The sequence below is a fragment of the Thioclava indica genome (assembly GCF_000714545.1).
GTDB lineage: Bacteria > Pseudomonadota > Alphaproteobacteria > Rhodobacterales > Rhodobacteraceae > Thioclava > Thioclava indica.
The window spans coordinates 38,339-59,315 of the sequence record NZ_AUNB01000009.1; the positions used below are offsets into that span (position 1 = coordinate 38,339).

The following is a 20,977-nucleotide window of genomic DNA, read 5'->3' on the forward strand; positions in this document are numbered from 1 at the left end:
TCACACTAAAGCAGCCCGGAGCGATCCGGGCTGTTTTCAATTATAACAATATCTTGCGGCACAATCTTAAGGTGACCGCACGACTTCAGGGGACCCCATGATCCGGGTTGAAAATCTCGTCAAATCCTTCGGCGGCTTTCGTGCCGTCGACGATGCTAGCCTATGTATCGAGACTGGCTCGATCACCGGCTTGATCGGCCCGAATGGTGCCGGAAAATCTACCCTTTTCAATGTGATAGCCGGGGTTCATGAACCTACCGCTGGCCGCGTCACGATGGATGGCGAGGATATTACCGGCCTCAAACCTCATGAGCTGTTTCACAAAGGGCTGCTGCGCACCTTTCAGATTGCGCATGAGTTCCCCTCGCTCACGGTGCGCGAGAACCTGATGATGGTGCCCCCCGATCAGCCTGGAGAGACGCTGTGGAACACTTGGTTCGGCCGGCGCAAGATCCGCGACTCTGAAGCAGAGCTTCTGAAGAAAGCCGACGAAGTGCTTGATTTTCTGACGATTTCGCATCTGCGCGATGAAAAGGCGGGCAACCTGTCTGGCGGTCAGAAAAAGCTGCTCGAACTGGGACGCACGATGATGGTCGAGGCCAAGATCGTCTTTCTCGATGAGGTCGGCGCGGGTGTGAACCGCACGCTGCTGAATACGATTGGCGATGCGATTGTGCGCCTGAATAAGGAACGCGGCTATACGTTCTGCGTCATCGAACACGACATGGATTTCATCGGCCGCCTGTGTGACCCGGTGATCGTGATGGCCGAGGGGCGCGTTCTCGCGCAAGGCTCTGCCGATCACATCATGGAAAACGAGGCAGTGATCGAGGCCTATCTAGGCACCGGCCTCAAGAACAAGGTCAAGGCCGAGGAAGTCACCGAAGACGCCTTGCATGAAGATCACGGCGCCCAGCCCGGACTTGGCGATGAAGCAGGCAAAGGAACCGCGCAATGAGCTATCTGGACGCGCGCGACATGACCGGCGGCTATGGCAAGGCCGATATCCTGAACAGCTGCACCCTGACCGTCGATAAAGGCGAAATCGCGGTGATCGTCGGCCCCAATGGCGCGGGCAAATCCACCGCGATGAAGGCCGTGTTCGGCATGCTGAACCTGCGCGAAGGCCGGGTCACGCTGGACGGGGTCGATATCACCGCGCTGAGCCCGCAGGACCGGGTGAAAAAGGGCATGGGGTTCGTGCCTCAGGTCAACAACGTGTTCCCGACGATGAGCGTTGAGGAAAACCTCGAAATGGGCGCGTTCATCCGCGACGATGATTTCAAGGTCGCGATGGAGCAGGTGTTTACCCTGTTCCCGATCCTCAAGGACAAGCGCCGCCAGAACGCGGGCGAGTTATCGGGCGGGCAGCGCCAGCAAGTCGCCGTCGGGCGCGCGCTGATGACGCAGCCGAAACTGTTGATGCTTGATGAGCCGACCGCTGGCGTCAGCCCTATCGTGATGGACGAGCTGTTTGACCGCATCATCGAGGTTGCGCGCACCGGCATCTCGATCTTGATGGTGGAGCAGAACGCCAGACAAGCCCTTGAGATTGCAGACAAAGGATATGTCCTCGTGCAAGGCGAAAACAAATATACCGACACTGGCAAGGCCCTGATGGCCGACCCGGAAGTCCGGCGCACATTCTTGGGGGGCTGACTGATGGATTTCCTTAACGCGCTGGTCGCGATTACCAATTACGTCATCATTCCCGCCACGGCTTATGGCGCGCAGCTTGCGCTGGGGGCGCTTGGGGTCACGCTGGTTTACTCGATCCTGCGGTTTTCCAACTTTGCCCATGGCGACACGATGGCCTTTGGCACGGGCGTGGTCATTCTGATCACTTGGGGCTTTCAGGCGATGGGGATCAGCTTTGGCCCGCTGCCCACGGCGCTGCTGGCCCTGCCCTTTGGCATTGTCATTACCTCGGCGCTGATGCTGGGCACCGATAAGGTCGTTTACCAATATTACCGCAAGGTGAAGGCCGCACCGGTGGTGATGGTCATGGTCTCGGTCGGGGTGATGTTCATCATGAACGCGCTGACGCGGTTCCTGATCGGCGTGGATCAGATCAACTTCGCCGATGGTGCGCGCTTTGTAATTAACGCGCGGCAATGGCGTGAGATGACGGGCATGTCCGAGCCGCTGACGCTGCGCTCAACGCAAGTCATCACCGTCGTCACCGCGATTTTGGTGGTCTGGGCGCTGTTCTGGTTTTTGGGGCGCACGCGCACGGGCAAATCCATGCGTGCGTTTTCCGATAACGAGGATCTAGCGCTGCTCTCGGGCATCGACCCCAATCGCGTCGTTGCCGTGACCTGGATCATCACCGGAGCGCTCGCAACCATCGCAGGCACGCTGTATGGCTTGGATAAATCCTTCAAGGCGTTCACCTATTTCCAACTTCTGCTGCCGATCTTTGCCTCGGCTATCGTGGGCGGCATCGGCAATCCGGTGGGCGCAATCGCGGGTGGTTTCGTGATCTCGTTCTCCGAGGTCGGCCTGACCTATGCGTGGAAAAAGGTCGTCACCTATCTGATCCCGAACTGGGAGCCGGACGGTTTGGTTCAGCTTCTCTCTACCGATTACAAATACGCCGTCAGCTTTACCATCCTGATCCTCGTGCTGATCTTTAAACCGACCGGCCTGTTTAAGGGGAAAATCGTATGAGCACCGCACGTCAAGCAGATGCAGCAGCGGGCGGTCGTCTGCGCGCGCCCTTGTTCTTTGCCCTGATGGCCGGGCTGATCGTGCTGGAGGGGATGACCTCGGGCTGGAACTCGGCGCTGGGTATTCTCAACATGGGATTGCTGAGCGCGATCATGGCCTTGGGCGTGAATATGCAATGGGGCTATGCAGGGCTGTTTAACGCAGGTGCGATGGGGTTCGTCGCACTTGGCGGGCTGGCACCGGTGCTGATTTCGATGCCCCCCACGCCGGGCGCGTTCAAGGCGGGCGGCTTTGGCATTCTCGCGGCGTTTGCGGTGGCTGCAATCGCTGTGATCGGCGCGGTTTGGCTCTATCGCACCCTGCGCGGCAAGCTGCGTGGGCTTGCGGTGGCGGCGGTACTGATCGTGGGCTTTTTCACCTTTCGCTGGCTGTTTGATCCGGCAGTCGATGCCATCGAGGCGATCAACCCTTCGGCTGCGGGCAATCTTGGCGGCTTGGGCCTGCCGACACTGGTCAGCTGGCCGGTCGGTGCGCTGCTGGCGGCAGGTGCGGCGTGGCTGGTGGGCAAGATCGCACTGGGGCTGCGCTCGGATTATCTGGCGATTGCGACGCTGGGCATTGCGGAAATCGTAGTCGCTGTGCTGAAGAACGAGCAATGGCTGGATCGTGGTGTGCTCAACGTCAACGGCATCCCGCGCCCTTGGCCCGTACCTTATGAGATTGATCTGCAAAACAGCCACGCATTCGTGACCAAGATGCAGGCGTGGGGGATCGACCCGACGCTTGGCTCGACGATTACCGTGAAGCTGGCCTTCCTGTTGCTGTTCGTGATCGTCATTTTCGCGCTGATCTGGCTGACGGAGATGTCGCTGCGCTCCCCTTGGGGGCGGATGATGCGCGCGATCCGCGACAATGAGGTCTCGGCCGCCGCGATGGGCAAAAACGTGACCCGTCGGCATTTGCAGATCTTCGTGCTTGGTTCGGCGGTGATCGGTTTGGCGGGGGCGATGATGATCTCGCTTGATGGTCAGATGACGCCCTCAAGCTACAATCCGCTGCGCTATACGTTCATCGTGCTTGTGATGGTGATTGTCGGTGGGTCGGGCTCTAACTGGGGCTCGATCCTGGGCGGTGTATTGATCTGGTATGTCTGGGTGAAGGCAGGCGATTGGGGCCCTGATATGATGGCGATCCTGGCGAGCCCCTTCCCCGCAGGTCCGTTCAAAGAGCATATGATCGACTCGGCGGCCCATATGCGGATGCTGGTGATGGGGATTATCTTGCTGGGCGTGCTGCGCTTTAGTCCGCGCGGGTTGTTGCCCGAGAAGTAACGCGAGAAAAAAGAGGGGGCGCTGCCCCCCCCGTCGCCGGAGGGCGACAATTAACAGTCAAAGAGGGGGCGCTGCCCCCTCTGGCCTTGCGGCCATTCACCCCCGGGATATTTTTCAAGAGCGAAGCAGGGGCGCGCCCTGCCCGCGTATTAGCGCAATTGCAGATAGACCCGGCGGTTCTGGCGGCCCTTTTTCTCGATCTTGCCGATCTTGACGCCGCCGATTTCGCGCAAACTCGCCACATGCGTGCCGCCACAGGGTTGCAGATCAATCTGCGCGCTCTCGGCCCCGATCGCGATCAGGCGCACCCAGCCTTGGCCCACAGGCGGCGCGACCGACATGGTTTTCACCAGTTCGGGCTGTGCGGCGAGTTGCGCATCGGTGATCCAGCTTTCGCGGACGGGTAAATCCTGTTCGATCCAGCCGTTCAGCAGCGCATCGAGCGCCTCGATATTGTCGGGTTTCTCGGCCATGTCGAAATCGAGCCGCCCGCGTTCAACGCCGATCTGCCCACCGGTCACAGGATAAGGGATCGCGACCGAGAGCAAATGCAGCGCGGTGTGCACGCGCATATGGCGGTGGCGACGCTCCCAATCGAGTTCCTGCTGCACGCGCGTGCCCACGGGGGGCAGTGGCGCGGGCTCGGCAGGCACCAGAACCACCGCGCCGGGAGCGTTGGGTTCGCCTTTGACCGCAGTAGCAATTTCCAGCGCGCCGCCGTCCCAAACCAGCCGCCCACTATCGCCGGGTTGCCCGCCACCCGTTGGGTAAAAGATCGAATTCGCGCAGTAGATGCCGCCCTCGGATGTGTGGCCCGTCACGCGCGTCTCAAGATCACGCGCATAGGGATGGATGCGGTAGCTTTGCTGATGCGGCATTAACGGGCTCCTCCACCGCCATCGCCATCGCCATCGCCGTCAAAGTCCTCAATACCTTCGCCGGGCGTCGGTTTGCCCATATCGGCGCGCGTGACGGTTTGCGTCGGTGCAGCGGGCGCGGCTTGCAACTCTGCTTTGTCTGCGGGGGCTGCGGGCGGCTCCCCACGCCCGACATCGCGCAGCACTTCGGGATTGCGCAGCCACAGATCGCTTTGGGGAAACGGCACTTCGATTCCAGCCTCGGCAAAGCGCGCGTTAATCTCGTGGTTCATTTCGCTCATCACGCGCAGCGAGAAATTCACATCCGACAGGATCACGCGCAGCTCAAAATCCAGACTCGAGGCCCCGAACCCCGTGAAAAGCACATAGGGTTCAGGGTTCATCATGATCAACGCCTGATTTTCCGCCACCTCAAGCAAGATTTTCTCAACCTTGCGCGTATCGCTGCCATAGGCCACGCCGACTGGCACGATCAACCGCCCCGTAACATTGCCGCGCGTCCAGTTTGTTACCTGCCCAGAGATCAGATCGGCATTAGGCACGATGACTTCGGAACGATCAAAGGTCACGATCCGGGTGGAGCGAACGGTGATCGCCTTGACGATCCCTTGCTGGCTGCCGACCTCAATCCAGTCGCCCTCGGATATCGGGCGCTCGATCAGCAAGATGATGCCCGACACGAAGTTCTGCACGATGGTTTGAAGACCAAACCCAACACCCACTGACAGCGCACCGGCGACGATGGCCAGCGAGCTAAGGTCAATCCCGGCCGAGGAAATCGCAATCACCGCAGCCAGAAAGATTCCGATATAGCCAAGGCCCGAAATGATCGCGCTTTGCCCGCCTTTGTCGATATTGGTTTTGGGCAACAGCGAGGTGCGTAGCGCGCCTTGCACCAGCCGCGTCACCGACAGGCCGATCAGGAAAATGACGAGGAACGTTACAAAAACGCCGGGTGAAATCGTGACGCCACCCAGCGTAGCGCCCGATTGAAACTTGCCCCATAGCTCTTTGAGGTCATCGACACGCGCGCCCCAGATCAGCGCCGCAACGGGCAGCGCCAGCGCCCCCAGCACGAAGCCAAACAATACCGGGATCAGAGATTCGCGCGCATCATCTTCGCGCCGCATCACGAACACATAGAGATCGGCGCTGAATTGCTGGATCACCAGCACCAGTGCGATCAGCCCCAGCGTCAGGGTCAACGGCCAGATCAGCGCATTGGCCGCATTCACATAGCCAATCGCGCCCAGCACCGGGCCAATCATCGCGACGGCGATCACCAGATTGCCAATCGCCCCGACGATGCGATCGCGAAAGGCTTTTTCCTCGGTATCGGATTTTTCATTTCGCAGATGGCGGCGCAGCAGCCGGCCAAGGCGATACAGCAAAATCCCCGCCAGCACCTGAAGCGGAAAGGCCATAACGCCAAAACCCGCATCCAGCGTGCGCGCCAACGCCTCGGTTTGATCGCTGGTCTTGGCGGCCCCGGTGAGCACCCGCTCGCCCTGCGTCACGATCCAGTCGCCAAGCGGGCCTTGCAAGCCCACAAGCAGCCCGAACAGGATGGTCAAAACCCGCCCCTCGCGGCGCCGCTCGGTCGTCAGATTGAACGGAGACTCTTGCTGCTCGCTTTTGGGAAAGACACGGCCCGCCAACCAGACCGCGGTGATGATCACACTCGCCGTGGCACCAAGCACGTTGACCAGTTCAAGCCAAAGCGGCCCAAGCAATGCGGTCTGGCGCAAGGCAAGGATCAAGAGTGCGAGGCCTGCGAGAGGCAGGAAAAGCTGGCCCAACGATACCAGCGCATCGATGACGCGGCGCGCGCGCAGGGCGAGACGTTTTTCTAGAAAACCCGCCAGCCGCTCGATCCAGTGTCGCCCCCGGACCAACAACAGCAATGCGACAAACAGCAGGCCCACGATCACCGGCGCATTGTCACGCATCGTAGCATAGGGGGTATTGGTGCTGAGCGTGTCATACATCTCACCGCTGAGCGCCCCGGTCAGCGATCCGGTAATCGCAAGCGCTTCGGGCCAGTTGACCGGGTTCAGCGGCGAAGGAGTCAGACGCAGCAGCTTGTCCGTCTGGCGCGCGCGCACCAACTTGTCGATATTGGCAACGATGACATCGGCCCGGCTGGCGGCCTCGCTGGCGCGCAGACCGGGCGCTTGCAGTTGCGACAGTTGATCTTGCAGCGTCTTGCGACGGCTTGTGATCGCCTGATCCTCGGTCTCGCCTTCTTTCGGAGCAGGCCCAAGCGCCTCAATCTGTGCCTTGAGCGTCGCGATCTGGCTGGCATTGATGTCTTCGGCAGCGGTCAGCGTCTTGCGCCAACCATCAACCTTGGTGCGCAAAGCATCCAGGCTCGCACTATCGGCGGTGCCGTCTTGCACGGTATTTTCCGCCGCAGCCGCGACCTTGTCCCACGCTGCATAATCGGGCGCGTCTGTGGTTTGAGCCAACGCCAAGCCTGGCAAGGCCAGCGCGAGCATGAGTACCCAAAGACGCGCCAGCCGCCAGATCATTGCGCGAAGACCTCGGGGATCGTGCGACCGGGGCCATCCAGCCAATCGGGAACGGGCAAGCCCTTTTCGTGCAGAAAGGCGGGGTTGAACAGCTTGGATTGATAGCGCGTGCCGTAATCGCACAGGATCGTCACAATCGTGTGGCCCGGCCCCATCTCACGCGCCATGCGGATTGCGCCGGCCACATTGATGCCAGACGAGCCACCAAGGCACAGGCCCTCTTCACTCAGCAGATCAAAGACAATCGGCAGCGCCTCGGCATCGGGGATATTGTAGCTCATATCCGGGGTGAAGCCCTCTAGATTGGCGGTGATGCGGCCCTGCCCGATCCCTTCGGCGATTGAGGAGCCTTCGGATTTCAGCTCGCCCGTCGTGTAAAAACTGTGCAGCGCTGCGCCATCAGGATCGGCCAGCGCGACCTTCACGCCCTTGGGCTGAAGCGCCATGCCGATGCCCGCCAGCGTCCCCCCTGATCCGACCGCGCAGACAAAACCATGCACATGCCCGCCGGTCTGTTCCCAAATCTCGGGGCCGGTGGTTTCGATATGGGCCTGACGATTGGCCGTGTTGTCAAACTGATTGGCCCAGACCGCACCGTTGGGGTCGGATTTTGCCAGCTCATTGGCTAAGCGTTCTGAGTAGCGCACGAAGTTGTTGGGATTTTTGTAAGGCGCGGCAGGCACTTCGACCAATTGTGCGCCCGCCAGACGCAGCATGTCTTTCTTTTCCTGACTTTGCGTCTCGGGGATCACGATGACCGAGCGAAACCCCATCGAGGCCCCGACCAACGCCAGCCCGATGCCGGTATTGCCCGCCGTGCCCTCGACAATCGTGCCACCGGGTTGCAGCGCGCCGCGCTGGATCGCATCGCGAATGATATAAAGCGCCGCGCGATCCTTGACCGACTGGCCGGGATTGAGAAACTCGGCCTTGCCCAAAATCGTGCAGCCCGTCATCTCGGACGCTTTTCTCAGCTTGATAAGCGGGGTGTGCCCCACCGCTGCCGCCAGATCGCCGCAAATGCGCATGAAATCCTCCAGTGTCGCGCGCCCCGTCAGGGCATTGTCCCCAGACTTAGGCCGCCGCGCGCGCCACCTCAAGCCTTGGCGCGCAAACTCTCACGCATCCGATCCAGCCACAGCGACAGCACGACAAGGGGTGCATTGCCCGCCTCGCCGGTTTGCACCATCTCCATAAGCTGATCGAAGGGCACCAGATGGGGGCGGATATCCTCGCCCTCATCCTCAACACCGCCCGGTCGCCCGGCGTCATCGGGCAGATCGGTCAGGCCGATATAGCAATGAATGAACTCGGATTTTGCCCCCGGCGTGGGGTAAAAACGCGGCGCTTCGATCAGGTGATCAAGGGTGATGCCCGCCTCTTCCATTGCTTCGCGATGTGCGGTTTGCTCGGGGCTTTCGCCGGGATCAATGCGCCCGGCAATGGCCTCAATCATCCAGGGGTTTGGCTCTCCGCGCGCAAAAGGGCCTGCGCGAAACTGCTCGATCAACAAAACGCGGTCGCGGCGCGCGTCATAGGGCAGAACAACCGCCGCATCGCCCGAGATGAAGGCCGCCCGACTTAGCGTATCCGAGTAACCACCCGCGAACAGGCGATGGCGCAGGTCGTAATCTTCTATGAGGAAAAATCCATGATAGCCAATAGATTGCGACTCGATCTTAACGTCCTCCTCTTGCACAGCACGGCGCAAGGTTTGCGGCATCGGTTTCGCTTGGGCTGATAGCTTCGACGCGGCACACACCAAAATCGAGTGATAGCGCGCATTTGCCGCCTCTGGTCCGATTTGTTCAGCCTCGTGGATAAACTGCGCTGCCGCCTCGGTTTTAAGCGCGCCCCATTGCGCGCGCCACTGTGCAAGCGTCCAGTCCGCGCCCGGATCCCAGTGGCCAGCGCCGGGCAGCCAAACCCGCGCCGCAACCTTTTCACCGTCTTGGGATAGCTGCAAATCGCAAGGCGTATAGCCCGCCTCATACCACGCGATGCGCTCGGCCTCATGTGTGCTCAGCGTGCAAATAATGCCTGTCGTGGTCGCGCCCGCCTGCGCCTCGAGCACGGGAAAGCCAAGCGGCACGCCATCGCGGCACGCCTCCCGCGCGCGATAGCCCTCTAACTCCGCCGGATGCAAGTCGGGAATACGCCCGATCACCGCGCGCAAAAGCGGCGGATGACAGAGCGTTCCGTAGAAGAAATGTTGCATACTCAAGAGGCTGCCCAACGACCTGATTTCAACAGCCACCCTGCGCGCGTGGCCCCTGATGTCAAGCGCTTAGCGGCCGTATTTGCGATAGGCCCATTCTGACGCGCCCCCCGCAAGAACAGCCCCGCAGATCAGAACGATCAAAACATCAACGCTAAACGAGGCCTGCGCAATCGCGGCACCCTGACCGATAATATCGACCAATGCCTCAACCGCATCATCATAGCGCATCCGCAACGCCAGTTTCAGCATCTGCGCCGCGCCAAGAAACGCATAGCTCCATGCCATCATGTAAAGCGCGCCGCGAAGGCCATCGCTAATCGCGCTCATCCACGGCCGCCCGGGGTGTAAACCGACAACCCGCCAGCCCAGCAAAAGCCCGAAGGACGACGCCACCAGCGGCAAAATACTTGCCCCTTCAACGCCTTGGGGCAAAGCGGGAATAATCTCGTTAGCAGTAAAAAAACCCGTTCCCGCAAGTGAAATCGCGGCAAAAAATTTTGCCATTGTCGGGATCTGCATCTTTGTATTTCGAACGGCCAAGCGTTGCATAACATACTCCTCACCCGGCGAAAAAAGGCCGGGGCATACCATAGGCTTACGGATTTAAAGAAGAATTACGGCAAAATTACGGTACTTTCCGCTAGGGGAAGCCTTTTTTCTTTCAAGAAGAGCGCAGACTGCCCCTCAATCCGTGTCGCGATGCGCGTGATAGGCGGCCAGCGCACACTCTCGTCCGCCCTTGAGATCGGCGATTTGCGCGGGATAGCTCTGATCCGGCGTTAACCCCCAACTGCGCGGGATTGCGTCAAAGAAATCGCGCGCGGTTTGCGGTGGGTTGGACTGCCCCTCTAGAATGAACTTATCGCGATAGTCTTTTGTTTTGTCGAATTTTTTAAGCTGCGTTTCAGGATTGAAAACGCGGAAATATGGCGCGGCATCCGGCCCTGATCCGGCCACCCATTGCCAGCCCATCGCATTGCTTGCCGGATCCCAGTCGATCAGGCAATCTTCAAACCAACGCCGCCCGACACGCCAATCCGTCATCAGATGTTTCGTCAGATAAGACGCGACAATCATGCGCGCGCGATTGTGCATCGTGCCGGTGACATACATCTCACGCATCGCCGCATCGACAAAGGGCTCGCCCGTCATGCCACGGCGCCACGCCTTGGCGTCATTGTTGTCGGGGCGCCATGGGAAGCCGTTCCACTCTTTGCGCCAGTTTGCCTCGGCCAGATCGGGGAAATGATAAAGCAGATGCCAAGCAAATTCGCGCCAGACCAATTCCTTGAGGAAATGCTCGGCCCCCGCCGCGCCCTCTTGAACATGACGCCATCCCGCATGCCAGACCGCGCGGGGGGAAATCTCGCCATAGGTCAGGTTTTCCGACAGGCCCGAGGTCGCGCCCGACGCGGGAAAATCGCGTTCGGTTTTGTAGTGCTCGATATGATCGCGCAGAAAGGTCGACAAGCGACCTTGCGCCCGTGCCTCACCGATATGGGCGTATTTCGCCACGACCTCTGCGCCGCGGTTCATCGCATCCCCCATTTGCCAGTCCGACAGGGTTTCACTGTCAGGCCAGTTACTTGGAGCACGAAGTTCAGACACGGTTTTGAGCGGCGCGGCAATATCGCGGCCCTTCACCGCGCGCCAGTATGGCGAATAGACCTTGTAAGGTTCGCCCTTGCCGGTTTGCACGCTCCACGGCTCAAACAGCAGATGGCCCGCCTGGCTTTCGGCCGTGATCCCGTCCTCTTTTAACGCCGCCTTGACGGCCTTGTCGCGCGCAACTGAGGCCGGATCATAAGCGCGTGACCAATGCACCGCGCGCGCTCCGGTTTGGGCGATCAACGCGCGCAACACCTCAAGCGGGTCACCCTTGCGCAAAATCAGGCGCGATCCTTTTTCCGCGAGTGCGTCGGCAAAATGATCGACGGCCTCACCAAGACGCCATTTTGGCGCCGCCCCCAGTGCCGCGACCTGATCGTCGTAAATAAACACCGGGATCACCGCCGCCCCATTCGCAGCCGCCGCCACCATTGCAGGATGATCATAAAAGCGGAAATCCCGCCGAAGCCAAAGCAGTGTCACATCCGCGCTCATCAATCCCTCACATCTATAGCCGCTCAAATACTACGCAGATCTACGCGAAAGGTTCACTTTCCGCTTCTTGCGGGCCGTTTGAACGAATCTTAACTTGCACCCGCCTACTATATTGGGAACCAAGCAAGCCATGCAGCCTTTCGATCAAGGCACGCGTGTCGCTCCATCATTGCTGCAAGGCCAGAGGCTATATGATTCTCAACTTTTCGATCCTGTTGCTTGCCTTGCTCATTCTAGGCGGAATGTTCGTACCCGCTCTGCGCGCCCGCCCAAGGTGGCGCGCGATGGTCACGCCGCTGGCCTCGATCATCGGCTCGGGGTTTCTGGTGCTCGGGCCGATCCTTGAGGTGCGCTTTGGTGCGTGGGCGCCCTTGGCGATGGCGGGACTGTGCCTTGTGGGCTGGCTGTTTGGCGCGGCGGTGCGCAATAATATCGCCGCCGAGGAGCGGCCCGACACCGCCTTGATTTCGCGCGTCGAGCAGCTTGCCCAGATTGCGCTGTCTTTCGCCTATGTGATCTCGGTCGCCTATTATCTCAATCTGTTTGGGGCGTTTGCAGTGTCGCTGACACCGTGGAACAGCCATTTCATGGCAAATGTCGTGACGACAGCCGCGTTGGGCGTGGTTGCCGTGGCAGGCTTTGGGGGTGGATTTCACACGCTTGAGAAGATGGAATATGCCACGGTCGCGCTGAAACTGGCGATCATCGGGGGGTTGTTGCTGGGTTTGGCTGTATATTTTGGCAAGACGGCAACACAGGGCAAACTGATTTTTGATCCTGGTCAGCTGGGGCCGTGGGATTCGCTGCGTTTGATCTTTGGTCTGATCGTCACGGTGCAAGGGTTTGAAACCGCGCGCTATCTGGGCAAAAGCTATGATGCCCCCACGCGTATCGACGCGATGCGATGGGCGCAGATGCTCTCCACGGCGATCTACATGGTCTACATCGTGCTGCTCGCTTACATTTTTGTGCCCGACGCCCTTCACCTGACCGAAACGTCAATCATCGAGATGATGCGCGTGGTCGCCCCGATCTTACCTGCGATGCTGGTGGCGGCGGCTTTGGCGGCGCAGTTTTCGGCCGCTGTCGCCGACACCGGCGGCGCAGGCGGGTTGCTGTCGGAGTTCACGCGCGGACGGCTGGAACCCAGACACGCCTATCCCGTGCTGATCGCTGCGGGTATCGCCCTGACTTGGAGCGCGGATATCTTTGTCATCATCTCCTACGCCTCGCGCGCCTTTGCAGGCTACTACACCTTGCAAGCGGTGCTGGCGGCGCTGCAAAGCAAGGGGCTGAAAAGCAAGGCGTTCTGGGTGCTTGCGGCATTTGGTGTAGCGATGACGGTGCTCGGCATCCCGGCCGAGGGCAGCTAAAGTCGCGCTGCGCACGCCCCTTGATCACGCGCCCGGCCCCACCTATATATGATGTGTTCCCTTTCGGGGGGACTATGGACATAAACGCGCTCGTAATAAGCGGATCGGACCCGGGGGCGGTACCCGGCGGCTCCACCAAGCCACCCTCATTGGGGGAGAATGGGGCCGAAATAGGATCGACGAACGTCTAAAGGGGTTTTGCTTTGTCTCGGTGAGCCACCACCGTTATCGGTGCGATTTGTACAGTTGCCAATGACAACCGTGCTCCGGTCGCTCTTGCTGCGTAAGCAGTTCGAGAGATCGAAACCTAACTCCTTGCGCCTAGCAGCGTAAGGCGGGGCCCGCAGGAGCCTTGCAACAGAATCCTGCACCTTTTCCCCCTTTCAGCATACGATCAATCGCTTGATCCAAGCGGCGTTAACCCCGTCGTAAACTGTTCATGCGCAATATGGCGGTGACCACGAGCCTGAGAGGATTGCAATGTCACGTCTGCGCAATATTGAGATATGGCTGAACGCCGTTTGGGGCGATGGCCACCTCGATTTGATCGAGCCGCTCTTTACCCAACGTGCGCAAGCCGCGGGAATCATGGACGGGCTCAATCTTGGCCCGAAAGAGTTTCTCGAATTTGTTCCGGCGTTTCGCGCGCATCTGCATAAGATGACCATCTCGATCCTGCGCAGCTTTGAGAGCGAGGATTGGGTTTGGACCCTGCTCAAGATTGATGGAATCGGGGTGGCCAATTGCGCCCCCGTCAGTGCGACGGGTCAACTCGCCATGCGCTTTGAGGGAGATCAGGTTGCTGAGGCTTATAACAGCTTTGATGCGATCTCTATTTTCGAACAGCTCGGCCTGCTCCCCCCTGAGACAATTGCGCTGTGCCTGTCGGGCGAAACACTGGGCTGATCGTGGGCTTAGAAGGCGGTCTGCAACCCGGCCCTTGCCCTGCCTTTTTGCTCCCGTGGCTGTGTGATCGCACCCCCTTCCCTCTGACGACGAATCCCTTATGCTATCTGCAGGATAAAGAAGGGAACGGCATGACGCGTTCGATCGATTACGGCAATCTGATGCATGATGCGATGCGCGGGCTGATCCAGACCGTGCTTGAAGATATTGCCGCGAACGGTTTGCCGGGTGAACATCATTTTTTCATCACCTTCGATACCCGCCACCCCGATGCCGAACTCGCCGATTGGCTGCGCGAACGCTATCCCGAAGAGATGACGGTCGTCATCCAGCATTGGTATGAGGGGCTTGAGGTCACCGATGACGGGTTTTCGATCACGCTGAATTTCGGCAATGCGCCCGAGCCGCTTTATGTGCCCTTTGACGCGGTCTCGACTTTTGTCGACCCGTCCGTCGAATTCGGCCTGCGCTTTGAAACGCAAGCCTATGACGAAGACGAGGTGGAAGCCGACGACGAGGAAGAAGCTGCCCCCGCACCGCGCGGCGATGCCGAAGTCGTCAGTCTCGATCAATTCCGTAAATAGCGCGAACCTGCCCTGACGGCAGTATACATCCGCATACCGATTGCAAATCGTCCCCGCTCGGCCTAAAACGCGCAAGAGTTTTGCGCAGTTCATGGAGGCCCTGATGACCGCGACACGCACCGAAACCGACAGCTTCGGCCCGCTTGAAGTTCCCGCCGACAAATATTGGGGCGCGCAAACGCAGCGCTCGATCATCAACTTCCCTATCGGATGGGAGCGCCAGCCAGTGCCGATCATCCGCGCGCTGGGCGTAATTAAGAAAGCCTGCGCTCAGGCCAACAAGGCGCAAGGCGCGATGGATGCGAAAGTCGCGGATGCGATCATCGCTGCCGCCTCTGAGGTGATCGAGGGCAAGTTCGACGATAACTTCCCGCTCGTCGTGTGGCAAACTGGCTCGGGCACGCAATCGAACATGAACGCCAATGAGGTGATCTCGAACCGCGCCATCGAAATGCTGGGCGGCAAGATGGGGTCCAAAGATCCGGTCCATCCCAACGATCACTGCAATATGGGCCAGTCCAGCAACGACACCTTCCCCACCGCAATGCATGTCGGGATCGCGATGCAGGCGCGCGACGTGTTGCTGCCGGGCTTGCGCAAACTGCACGCAGCACTTGAGGCAAAATCATTTGCTTTCAAAGACATCATCAAGATCGGGCGCACCCATACGCAGGACGCCACGCCCCTCACGCTGGGTCAGGAATTCTCCGGCTACGCGCATCAGGTGAAAAAGGGGATCGAGCGGGTCGAAGCTTGCTTGGGCGATATTTACGAACTCGCGCAGGGCGGCACCGCCGTTGGCACCGGGCTGAACACCCGCAAAGGCTGGGCGGAAACAGTGGCTGCAAATATGGCCGAGATCACCGGCCTGCCCTTTATCACCGCCCCCAATAAATTTGAGGCCTTGGCCGCGCATGACGCGATGGTGATGTTCTCGGGCGCGCTGAAAACCGTGGCGGCCTCGCTGTTCAAGATCGCCAATGACATCCGCCTTCTGGGTTCTGGCCCGCGCTCGGGTCTGGGGGAGCTGATCTTGCCGGAAAACGAACCTGGCAGCTCGATCATGCCGGGCAAAGTGAACCCGACGCAGGCCGAAGCGCTGACGATGGTGTGCGCACATGTCATGGGCAATGATGCGGCGGTGGGCTTTGCCGGCTCGCAAGGCCACTTCGAGCTGAACGTCTATAACCCGATGATGAGCTATAACGTCTTGCAAAGCATGCAGCTTTTGGGCGACTCGGCCTCGGCCTTCACCGATAACATGGTGGTCGGCATCGAGGCTAACCTGCCACGTATCGACAAGCTGATGAAGGAATCGCTGATGCTGGTCACAGCCCTTGCGCCCACCATCGGCTATGACAACGCGACCAAAGTGGCGAAGACTGCGCATAAAAACGGCACTACGTTGAAGGAAGAGGCAATCGCACTCGGCTTCGTCGATGAGGCCACGTTCGACGCAGTGGTGCGCCCTGAACAGATGATCGGCCCAAAAGACTGATCTTTTGCGCCGCGTAAAAACGCAAAGGGGTGGCCGCGATTGGCCACCCCTTTTTTGTCCAGTAAAGCTGTGGCAAACTCGCGCCTATGAGCAACGTCACCAATCTCAACCAATTCCGCAAACAGCAGGCCCGCGTGAAAAAGCGCGCGCAGGGCAATGAAAACGCTGTTAAATTCGGCCGTAGCAAAGCCCAATTTTCACTCGAGGATCGCCAAAGGGACAAGGCGCGTCGGGATTTGGACGGGCATGCGCATGAGGACAAAGAATGAGCCGCCCGAAAAAGCGCTCTCTGACCTTGGGCGGGCATCGGACGTCAGTGACTTTGGAAGATGAATTCTGGCAAGCCTTTCGCGATATCGCGGACGAAAAAGAAAAAGGCATCAACGAGTTAGCAGCTGAAATTGATGTGGATCGCGGTGTCGATGCCGGGCTTGCCACAGCGATCCGGCTATACGTCTTGGCCCATTACCGCTCGCGCGAATCCTCGTAGGGTAGCCCCGCACGCACGGCGTGCTCGGCACGCAACGCCAGCTCTTTGCGCGAGGCGAAATCGGCGACGTCAAGCGGGTCGTGAAACACGATATCCACCGCCCCTTGGCGTCGCTGCGCAAGCACCTTGAGGAGATGCGGGCCAAAGCTCATCTCACCCCACCAACCGTAAAACCGCGCATCTTCCTCATCGGGCGGATGATAGATCACCGTGACCGGTTGGATCTGCATGATCCGGTCCAGTCCATGACTGAAGAACGCCTCGAAAAGCGTTGGTTTAAAAGGTAAAACACGGCGCGCGTCGGTCGAGGTGCCTTCCGGAAAAAACAACAAATGATGCCCCGCGCGGATGCGCTGCTCAAAGACTTGCTGCTGGATCTTCGCCTCGCGCCGATCCCGACGAATGAACACCGTTCCCGTCGCGCGCGCGAGCCAACCGATCATCGGCCAGCGCGCGACCTCGGCCTTGGAGACGAAATAAATGTTTTGGCAGGCATTGAGCGCGAAAATATCCAGCCATGAGCCATGATTAGCCACCACAGCGCCGATATGATGCATCGGGCGTCCGCGCACGCGATAGCGCATACCGAGGATCGGAAAGGACATGCGGCAGACCGTTCGGGTGATACGAGGCGTCCACGGGCGGTTGAGACCGTGAAGCGGGCGCTCAATCAGGCGCAAGAGCAACAGCAAAACCAAGCCGCCATAACACAACGCTGCCAGCGCAACCCCGCGCAGCAACGCACGCAACCAGCCAAGCGCGGATATGCGTGTTTGTGGCGGTTCTTGCGCGTCCCAGCTCATGCGCGGCCTTCGAAACGACGGGTGTAAAATGCGCGATGTTTGTCGCTCATCGCCTTGGTATCCATCAATAAAAGCACATCGGTGGTGTTGAACGGCTTATCAATATAGGCACCCTCGCCGACAAAGCCGCCGAGACGCAGGTAGGCCTTGATCAGGTTGGGCATCGCCGCCATCGCGGCGCGCCGATCAAGGTCATGCGCACTCACAAGATCCATCGGCTGGAACGCCTCGGGCAGCGCGCGCGGACGCAGGTTTTCAGGCGCGAGGTGGTGGTGATGCAACCACGACAGCGGCTGCGCCAATGCGCCGGAATCTGTGCCATGAAACGAGGCCACACCGAACAGGATTTCGACCTCATGGGCCAGCACATAATCGGCCAGCGCGTTCCACAACAGCAGCATCGCAGCCCCGCCGCGATAGTCGGGGTGCACGCAAGAGCGCCCTAATTCCAACAGCTTACGACCCGATCTTTTGAGCCGGTCCAGATCATATTCGCCATCGCAATAAAACCGCCCCGCCGCGCGCGCCTGATCAGAGCGCAGCAAGCGATAGGCCCCCACCACGTGCACTCCCTCGGGCAGATTTCGATTAATCAGCAGCAGATGATCGTAAAGCGGATCGAGCGCGTCCTGCTCAATTTGCGCTGCGTGATCAACGGTTTCGCCCCCGCCACCCAGCTCTTGCACGAACACACGGTAGCGCAGCCGCTGTGAGGCGACCAGATCGGCCTCGCTTTGTGCAAGCCGGATTTCGAATGACGCCGTGTCGATCACGCGCAGCAGTTCCCCTTAACGTGTTACACTGGTGTAAAAACCTGCGCGCCGCTTGGCAATATTTCCTTGCGCTCGGCGACGGCGTAGCGCAACCTAGGGATGTATTTTTCCGCCGCCTCGCAGGTTTGTTAACCTTTTGTCAACTCTGATCGCGCACAACAAGTTCTAGCGCCACATTGCGCCCATCAATCACCTTCTTACCTGCATGCTCGAAATTGACCGTGACCCTCTGCGCGATCCGCGATTGCACCTGACCGATCCCCCATTCGGGCATTTTCGGATTTCTGACCAGCATACCAGGTTCAAGAATTTCGTACATGTCGCCCTCACTTTCGGAGATATAGATGCCTTTTGAGACCGCAGATACAAGCCTGAGTGATGCGGATTTGTCCGCCCTTTTGGGATCGCGCCTGTGCCATGACTTGATCAGCCCTCTGGGCGCGATTGGCAATGGGGTGGAGCTGCTGGCGATGTCGGGTCAGCAAAGTGGCCCTGAGATGGATTTGATCGCGCAAAGTGTGACGGCGGCCAATGCGCGCATTAAGTTCTTTCGCGTCGCCTTCGGGCAAACCAGTGCCGAGCAGCGGATCGGTCGTTCGGAAATTGCCAAGCTGCTAGGCGATCTCTCCAGTCTGGGGCGGATTACCCATGACTGGCAGATTGACGGGGATCAGGCGCGCTCTGAGGTGAAACTGGCGTTTCTGGCGGTGCTATGCCTGGAAACGCTGCTGCCTTTTGGGGGCGAGATCATCGCGCAGGCCACGCCCGAGGGCTGGGAAATCAGCGCGCAATCGGACAAAAGCCGCGCCGATCTCACCCTTTGGGAGCGGCTGAATGACGGTGCTAATGCCGGAACCGAGATCACGCCTGCGCAGGTGCAATTTGCGCTATTGCCCCGCGAGATGGCCCGTCAGGGGCGGCAGGCCAAATGGGAAATTTTTGAAGATGGCGGGATGATCCGGCTTTAGGCGCGGGTTAAGGGCGCACGGCGCCCTTGCCCGTCACCTGATACTTGAACGAGGTCAGTTGTTCTGCCCCGACCGGCCCGCGCGCGTGCAGCTTGCCCGTGGCGATCCCGATTTCGGCGCCCATCCCGAACTCGCCGCCATCGGCAAATTGCGTTGAGGCATTGTGCATCAAGATTGCACTGTCCAGACGCTCGAAAAAGCGCGCGGCCACGGTCAAATCCTCGGTCACGATCGATTCGGTGTGCTGGCTGCCATAGCGGCGGATATGCGCAATCGCGCCTTCGACGCCATCCACCAGTTTCGCCGCGCAGATCATATCCAGGAACTCGCGCCCGAAATCATCCTCGGTTGCGGCAACCGTGCCTTCAATTTCGGCCAAAGGCCCGTCTGCGCGCACCTCAACACCGGCTGCGATCAAATCATCGATCAGCACGCTGCCATGGGTCTCATAGAACGCCCGATCAATCAGCAGACATTCCATCGCGCCGCAAATCCCGGTGCGCCGGGTTTTGGCGTTGAGCGCAATCGCGCGCGCCATTTCCAGATCCGCGGCGCCATCGGCATAGACGTGACAGATTCCTTCAAGATGGGCAAAGACCGGCACGCGGGCCTCGGCCTGAACCAAGCCCACCAGCCCTTTGCCCCCGCGCGGCACAATCACGTCGATAAACTCGGTTGCGCGCAGCATCTGCGTCACAGCGGCGCGGTCGCGCGTCGGCACAAGCTGGATCGCGGCCTCGGGCAAGCCCGCAGCGCGCAGCCCATCCAACAGACAGGCATGGATCGCGCGGCTCGAATGATAGCTTTCCGAGCCGCCACGCAAGATCACCGCATTGCCCGATTTCAGGCACAGCGCCCCGGCATCCGCCGTCACATTGGGGCGCGATTCATAGATCACGCCGATGACGCCCAAAGGCGTGCGCACGCGCTCGATATGCAGCCCCGAGGGCATGTCCCACTGCGCAATCACATCGCCCACCGGATCGCGCTGTTCGGCCACGGTGCGCAGCCCTTCGGCGATCGCGCCAATGCGCCCCTCATCCAGCATCAGCCGGTCCATCATCGCCGGGCTGAGCCCCTTATTGGCGCCGTAAGCCATATCCTCGCCATTGGCGGTCAGGATTTCAGCGCGGCGCGCCCAAACGGCATCAGCCGCCGCGATCAAAGCCGCGCGCTTGCTCTCGCTGCTCGCAAAGGCCAGCTCCGCAGCCGCGGTCCGTGCCGCCTGCCCCATCGTGTCGATCAGCGCTTTGGCATCCAGATCGTCTTTCATTTCGTATCCTCCGCAGCCCGCCCGGCCTTGCCCGTTTTCACCCATTGCGCCAGCTTGACGGCCAGAATAATCCACGGCAGCCCATGCAGGCACAGATCAAACCAATCCACAGGGCGCACCAGCGTGCCTGCCGCCAACATCTTGAGTTTTTCCCAGATATGCGGCTCTGGCGTGAACGGAGCCAATCCCAGAAATCCGGCCAAAATCGCCGCTTGCAACAGCGTGATATGGTCAAATAGGCGTTTGATCAGGGACATCGGCGTTCCTCCGTGCGTTCAACCCAGCGATATAGAGATTGGCGCGCGAAAGCTCAACGTATCTTTGGGGGCGCGCTTAGCCTGGAAAGGCCAGAAACAGCAGCTTGCCGATCAGCAAAATAAAGGGTGCGGCATGCAGTACGAGATCAAAAATATCGATCGGTTTGCGCAGCGTGCCAGCTGCCAGCATCTTGAGCTTTTCCCAGATATGAGGCTCGGGGACGAACGGCGCGAGACCCAATGTCAGCGAGGCAATCACCGCCAGCCCCAGCGGAATATCGTCAAAAAATGCGCGGATCTGATCCATGAAAACCAACT

The 20,977-nt window shown here is 59.7% G+C and carries 23 protein-coding genes and 1 other RNA gene; 12 read left to right on the forward strand and 12 right to left on the reverse strand.

Going from position 1 to position 20,977, the window contains the following annotated elements; all coding sequences use genetic code 11:
* Positions 1 to 97 precede the first annotated feature (97 nt).
* Genes DT23_RS02990 through DT23_RS03005 form a run of 4 tightly spaced genes read left to right on the forward strand, consistent with a single transcriptional unit; the run spans position 98 to position 4,001 of the window.
* Positions 98 to 958: an ABC transporter ATP-binding protein gene (locus tag DT23_RS02990; RefSeq protein ID WP_038128115.1), complete on the forward strand. Its 861-nt coding sequence runs from the start codon at positions 98 to 100 to the stop codon at positions 956 to 958.
* The gene (locus DT23_RS02995) at positions 955 to 1,659 is read left to right on the forward strand and encodes an ABC transporter ATP-binding protein (protein WP_038128116.1); all 705 of its coding nucleotides are present in this window, start codon (positions 955 to 957) and stop codon (positions 1,657 to 1,659) included. Before DT23_RS02990 ends, DT23_RS02995 begins: the two co-directional genes overlap by 4 nt.
* 3 nt (positions 1,660 to 1,662) lie before the next feature.
* Positions 1,663 to 2,670 (forward strand): branched-chain amino acid ABC transporter permease, encoded by a 1,008-nt coding sequence (locus tag DT23_RS03000; protein WP_038128118.1) that lies wholly within the window; start codon positions 1,663 to 1,665, stop codon positions 2,668 to 2,670.
* Positions 2,667 to 4,001, forward strand: a complete 1,335-nt coding sequence (locus DT23_RS03005; protein ID WP_038128120.1) for a branched-chain amino acid ABC transporter permease — start codon at positions 2,667 to 2,669, stop codon at positions 3,999 to 4,001. Before DT23_RS03000 ends, DT23_RS03005 begins: the two co-directional genes overlap by 4 nt.
* Before the next feature lie 149 nt (positions 4,002 to 4,150).
* Here DT23_RS03005 and DT23_RS03010 read toward each other — a convergent pair whose 3' ends face one another.
* From DT23_RS03010 to DT23_RS03035, 6 genes are all read right to left on the reverse strand, one after another.
* Entirely contained in the window at positions 4,151 to 4,879 is a 729-nt protein-coding gene (locus tag DT23_RS03010) for an alanyl-tRNA editing protein (protein ID WP_038128122.1), read from the reverse strand.
* The gene (locus DT23_RS03015; protein ID WP_051697009.1) at positions 4,879 to 7,410 is read right to left on the reverse strand and encodes a DUF3772 domain-containing protein; all 2,532 of its coding nucleotides are present in this window, start codon (positions 7,408 to 7,410) and stop codon (positions 4,879 to 4,881) included. The genes DT23_RS03010 and DT23_RS03015 overlap by 1 nt, the downstream gene beginning before the upstream one ends.
* Complete coding sequence (locus DT23_RS03020) at positions 7,407 to 8,438, reverse strand: cysteine synthase A (RefSeq protein ID WP_038128123.1); 1,032 nt, start codon at positions 8,436 to 8,438, stop codon at positions 7,407 to 7,409. The genes DT23_RS03015 and DT23_RS03020 overlap by 4 nt, the downstream gene beginning before the upstream one ends.
* A 68-nt stretch (positions 8,439 to 8,506) precedes the next feature.
* Positions 8,507 to 9,628, reverse strand: coding sequence for an NUDIX domain-containing protein (locus DT23_RS03025; RefSeq protein WP_038128125.1), 1,122 nt, complete (start codon positions 9,626 to 9,628; stop codon positions 8,507 to 8,509).
* Between the two features lie 69 nt (positions 9,629 to 9,697).
* Positions 9,698 to 10,135 carry a TrgA family protein gene (locus DT23_RS03030; RefSeq protein WP_162177167.1) on the reverse strand — a complete coding sequence of 146 codons (438 nt, stop codon included), beginning with the start codon at positions 10,133 to 10,135 and terminating at the stop codon, positions 9,698 to 9,700.
* 180 nt (positions 10,136 to 10,315) lie between these two features.
* Positions 10,316 to 11,734 carry a cryptochrome/photolyase family protein gene (locus tag DT23_RS03035; protein WP_038128129.1) on the reverse strand — a complete coding sequence of 473 codons (1,419 nt, stop codon included), beginning with the start codon at positions 11,732 to 11,734 and terminating at the stop codon, positions 10,316 to 10,318.
* Positions 11,735 to 11,925: 191 nt separating this feature from the next.
* On the opposite strand from DT23_RS03035, the gene DT23_RS03040 reads away from it, so the two are divergent.
* The 7 genes from DT23_RS03040 (at position 11,926) to DT23_RS03065 (ending at position 16,585) form a co-directional block, all read left to right on the forward strand.
* Entirely contained in the window at positions 11,926 to 13,107 is a 1,182-nt protein-coding gene (locus DT23_RS03040; protein WP_051697010.1) for a hypothetical protein, read from the forward strand.
* Between the two features lie 16 nt (positions 13,108 to 13,123).
* Positions 13,124 to 13,479: a transfer-messenger RNA gene (gene ssrA, locus DT23_RS18785) on the forward strand.
* Between the two features lie 108 nt (positions 13,480 to 13,587).
* Positions 13,588 to 14,013, forward strand: a complete 426-nt coding sequence (locus tag DT23_RS03045; protein WP_038128131.1) for a nuclear transport factor 2 family protein — start codon at positions 13,588 to 13,590, stop codon at positions 14,011 to 14,013.
* Positions 14,014 to 14,144: 131 nt separating this feature from the next.
* A complete protein-coding gene (locus tag DT23_RS03050) occupies positions 14,145 to 14,597 on the forward strand; it encodes an SspB family protein (RefSeq protein WP_038128133.1) in 453 nt (150 codons plus the stop codon).
* A 103-nt stretch (positions 14,598 to 14,700) separates the two neighbouring features.
* Positions 14,701 to 16,095 carry a class II fumarate hydratase gene (gene fumC, locus DT23_RS03055; protein ID WP_038128198.1) on the forward strand — a complete coding sequence of 465 codons (1,395 nt, stop codon included), beginning with the start codon at positions 14,701 to 14,703 and terminating at the stop codon, positions 16,093 to 16,095.
* An 86-nt stretch (positions 16,096 to 16,181) separates the two neighbouring features.
* Positions 16,182 to 16,364 (forward strand): DUF4169 family protein, encoded by a 183-nt coding sequence (locus DT23_RS03060; RefSeq protein ID WP_038128134.1) that lies wholly within the window; start codon positions 16,182 to 16,184, stop codon positions 16,362 to 16,364.
* Entirely contained in the window at positions 16,361 to 16,585 is a 225-nt protein-coding gene (locus DT23_RS03065; RefSeq protein WP_038128137.1) for a ribbon-helix-helix domain-containing protein, read from the forward strand. The genes DT23_RS03060 and DT23_RS03065 overlap by 4 nt, the downstream gene beginning before the upstream one ends.
* Here the strand turns inward: DT23_RS03065 and olsA are convergent.
* The 3 genes from olsA to DT23_RS03080 all read right to left on the reverse strand — a co-directional run bounded on the left by olsA (position 16,561) and on the right by DT23_RS03080 (position 18,480).
* A complete protein-coding gene (olsA, locus tag DT23_RS03070; RefSeq protein WP_038128139.1) occupies positions 16,561 to 17,388 on the reverse strand; it encodes a lyso-ornithine lipid O-acyltransferase in 828 nt (275 codons plus the stop codon). The genes DT23_RS03065 and olsA overlap by 25 nt on opposite strands.
* Positions 17,385 to 18,161 carry an L-ornithine N(alpha)-acyltransferase gene (gene olsB / locus DT23_RS03075; protein ID WP_038128142.1) on the reverse strand — a complete coding sequence of 259 codons (777 nt, stop codon included), beginning with the start codon at positions 18,159 to 18,161 and terminating at the stop codon, positions 17,385 to 17,387. Before olsB ends, olsA begins: the two co-directional genes overlap by 4 nt.
* A 139-nt stretch (positions 18,162 to 18,300) precedes the next feature.
* On the reverse strand, positions 18,301 to 18,480 hold the full coding sequence (locus DT23_RS03080; RefSeq protein WP_038128145.1) for a DUF3553 domain-containing protein: 180 nt from the start codon (positions 18,478 to 18,480) through the stop codon (positions 18,301 to 18,303).
* A 25-nt stretch (positions 18,481 to 18,505) separates the two neighbouring features.
* On the opposite strand from DT23_RS03080, the gene DT23_RS03085 reads away from it, so the two are divergent.
* Positions 18,506 to 19,129, forward strand: coding sequence for a histidine phosphotransferase family protein (locus tag DT23_RS03085; protein ID WP_038128147.1), 624 nt, complete (start codon positions 18,506 to 18,508; stop codon positions 19,127 to 19,129).
* Positions 19,130 to 19,136: 7 nt separating this feature from the next.
* On the opposite strand, the gene DT23_RS03090 is transcribed toward DT23_RS03085, so the two are convergent.
* The 3 genes from DT23_RS03090 to DT23_RS03100 form a co-directional block, all read right to left on the reverse strand.
* Positions 19,137 to 20,402 (reverse strand): glutamate-5-semialdehyde dehydrogenase, encoded by a 1,266-nt coding sequence (locus DT23_RS03090; RefSeq protein ID WP_038128150.1) that lies wholly within the window; start codon positions 20,400 to 20,402, stop codon positions 19,137 to 19,139.
* Positions 20,399 to 20,659, reverse strand: coding sequence for a hypothetical protein (locus tag DT23_RS03095; protein ID WP_038128152.1), 261 nt, complete (start codon positions 20,657 to 20,659; stop codon positions 20,399 to 20,401). The genes DT23_RS03090 and DT23_RS03095 overlap by 4 nt, the downstream gene beginning before the upstream one ends.
* 76 nt (positions 20,660 to 20,735) lie before the next feature.
* Positions 20,736 to 20,966: a hypothetical protein gene (locus DT23_RS03100; RefSeq protein WP_038128154.1), complete on the reverse strand. Its 231-nt coding sequence runs from the start codon at positions 20,964 to 20,966 to the stop codon at positions 20,736 to 20,738.
* Between the last annotated feature and the right edge of the window lie 11 nt (positions 20,967 to 20,977).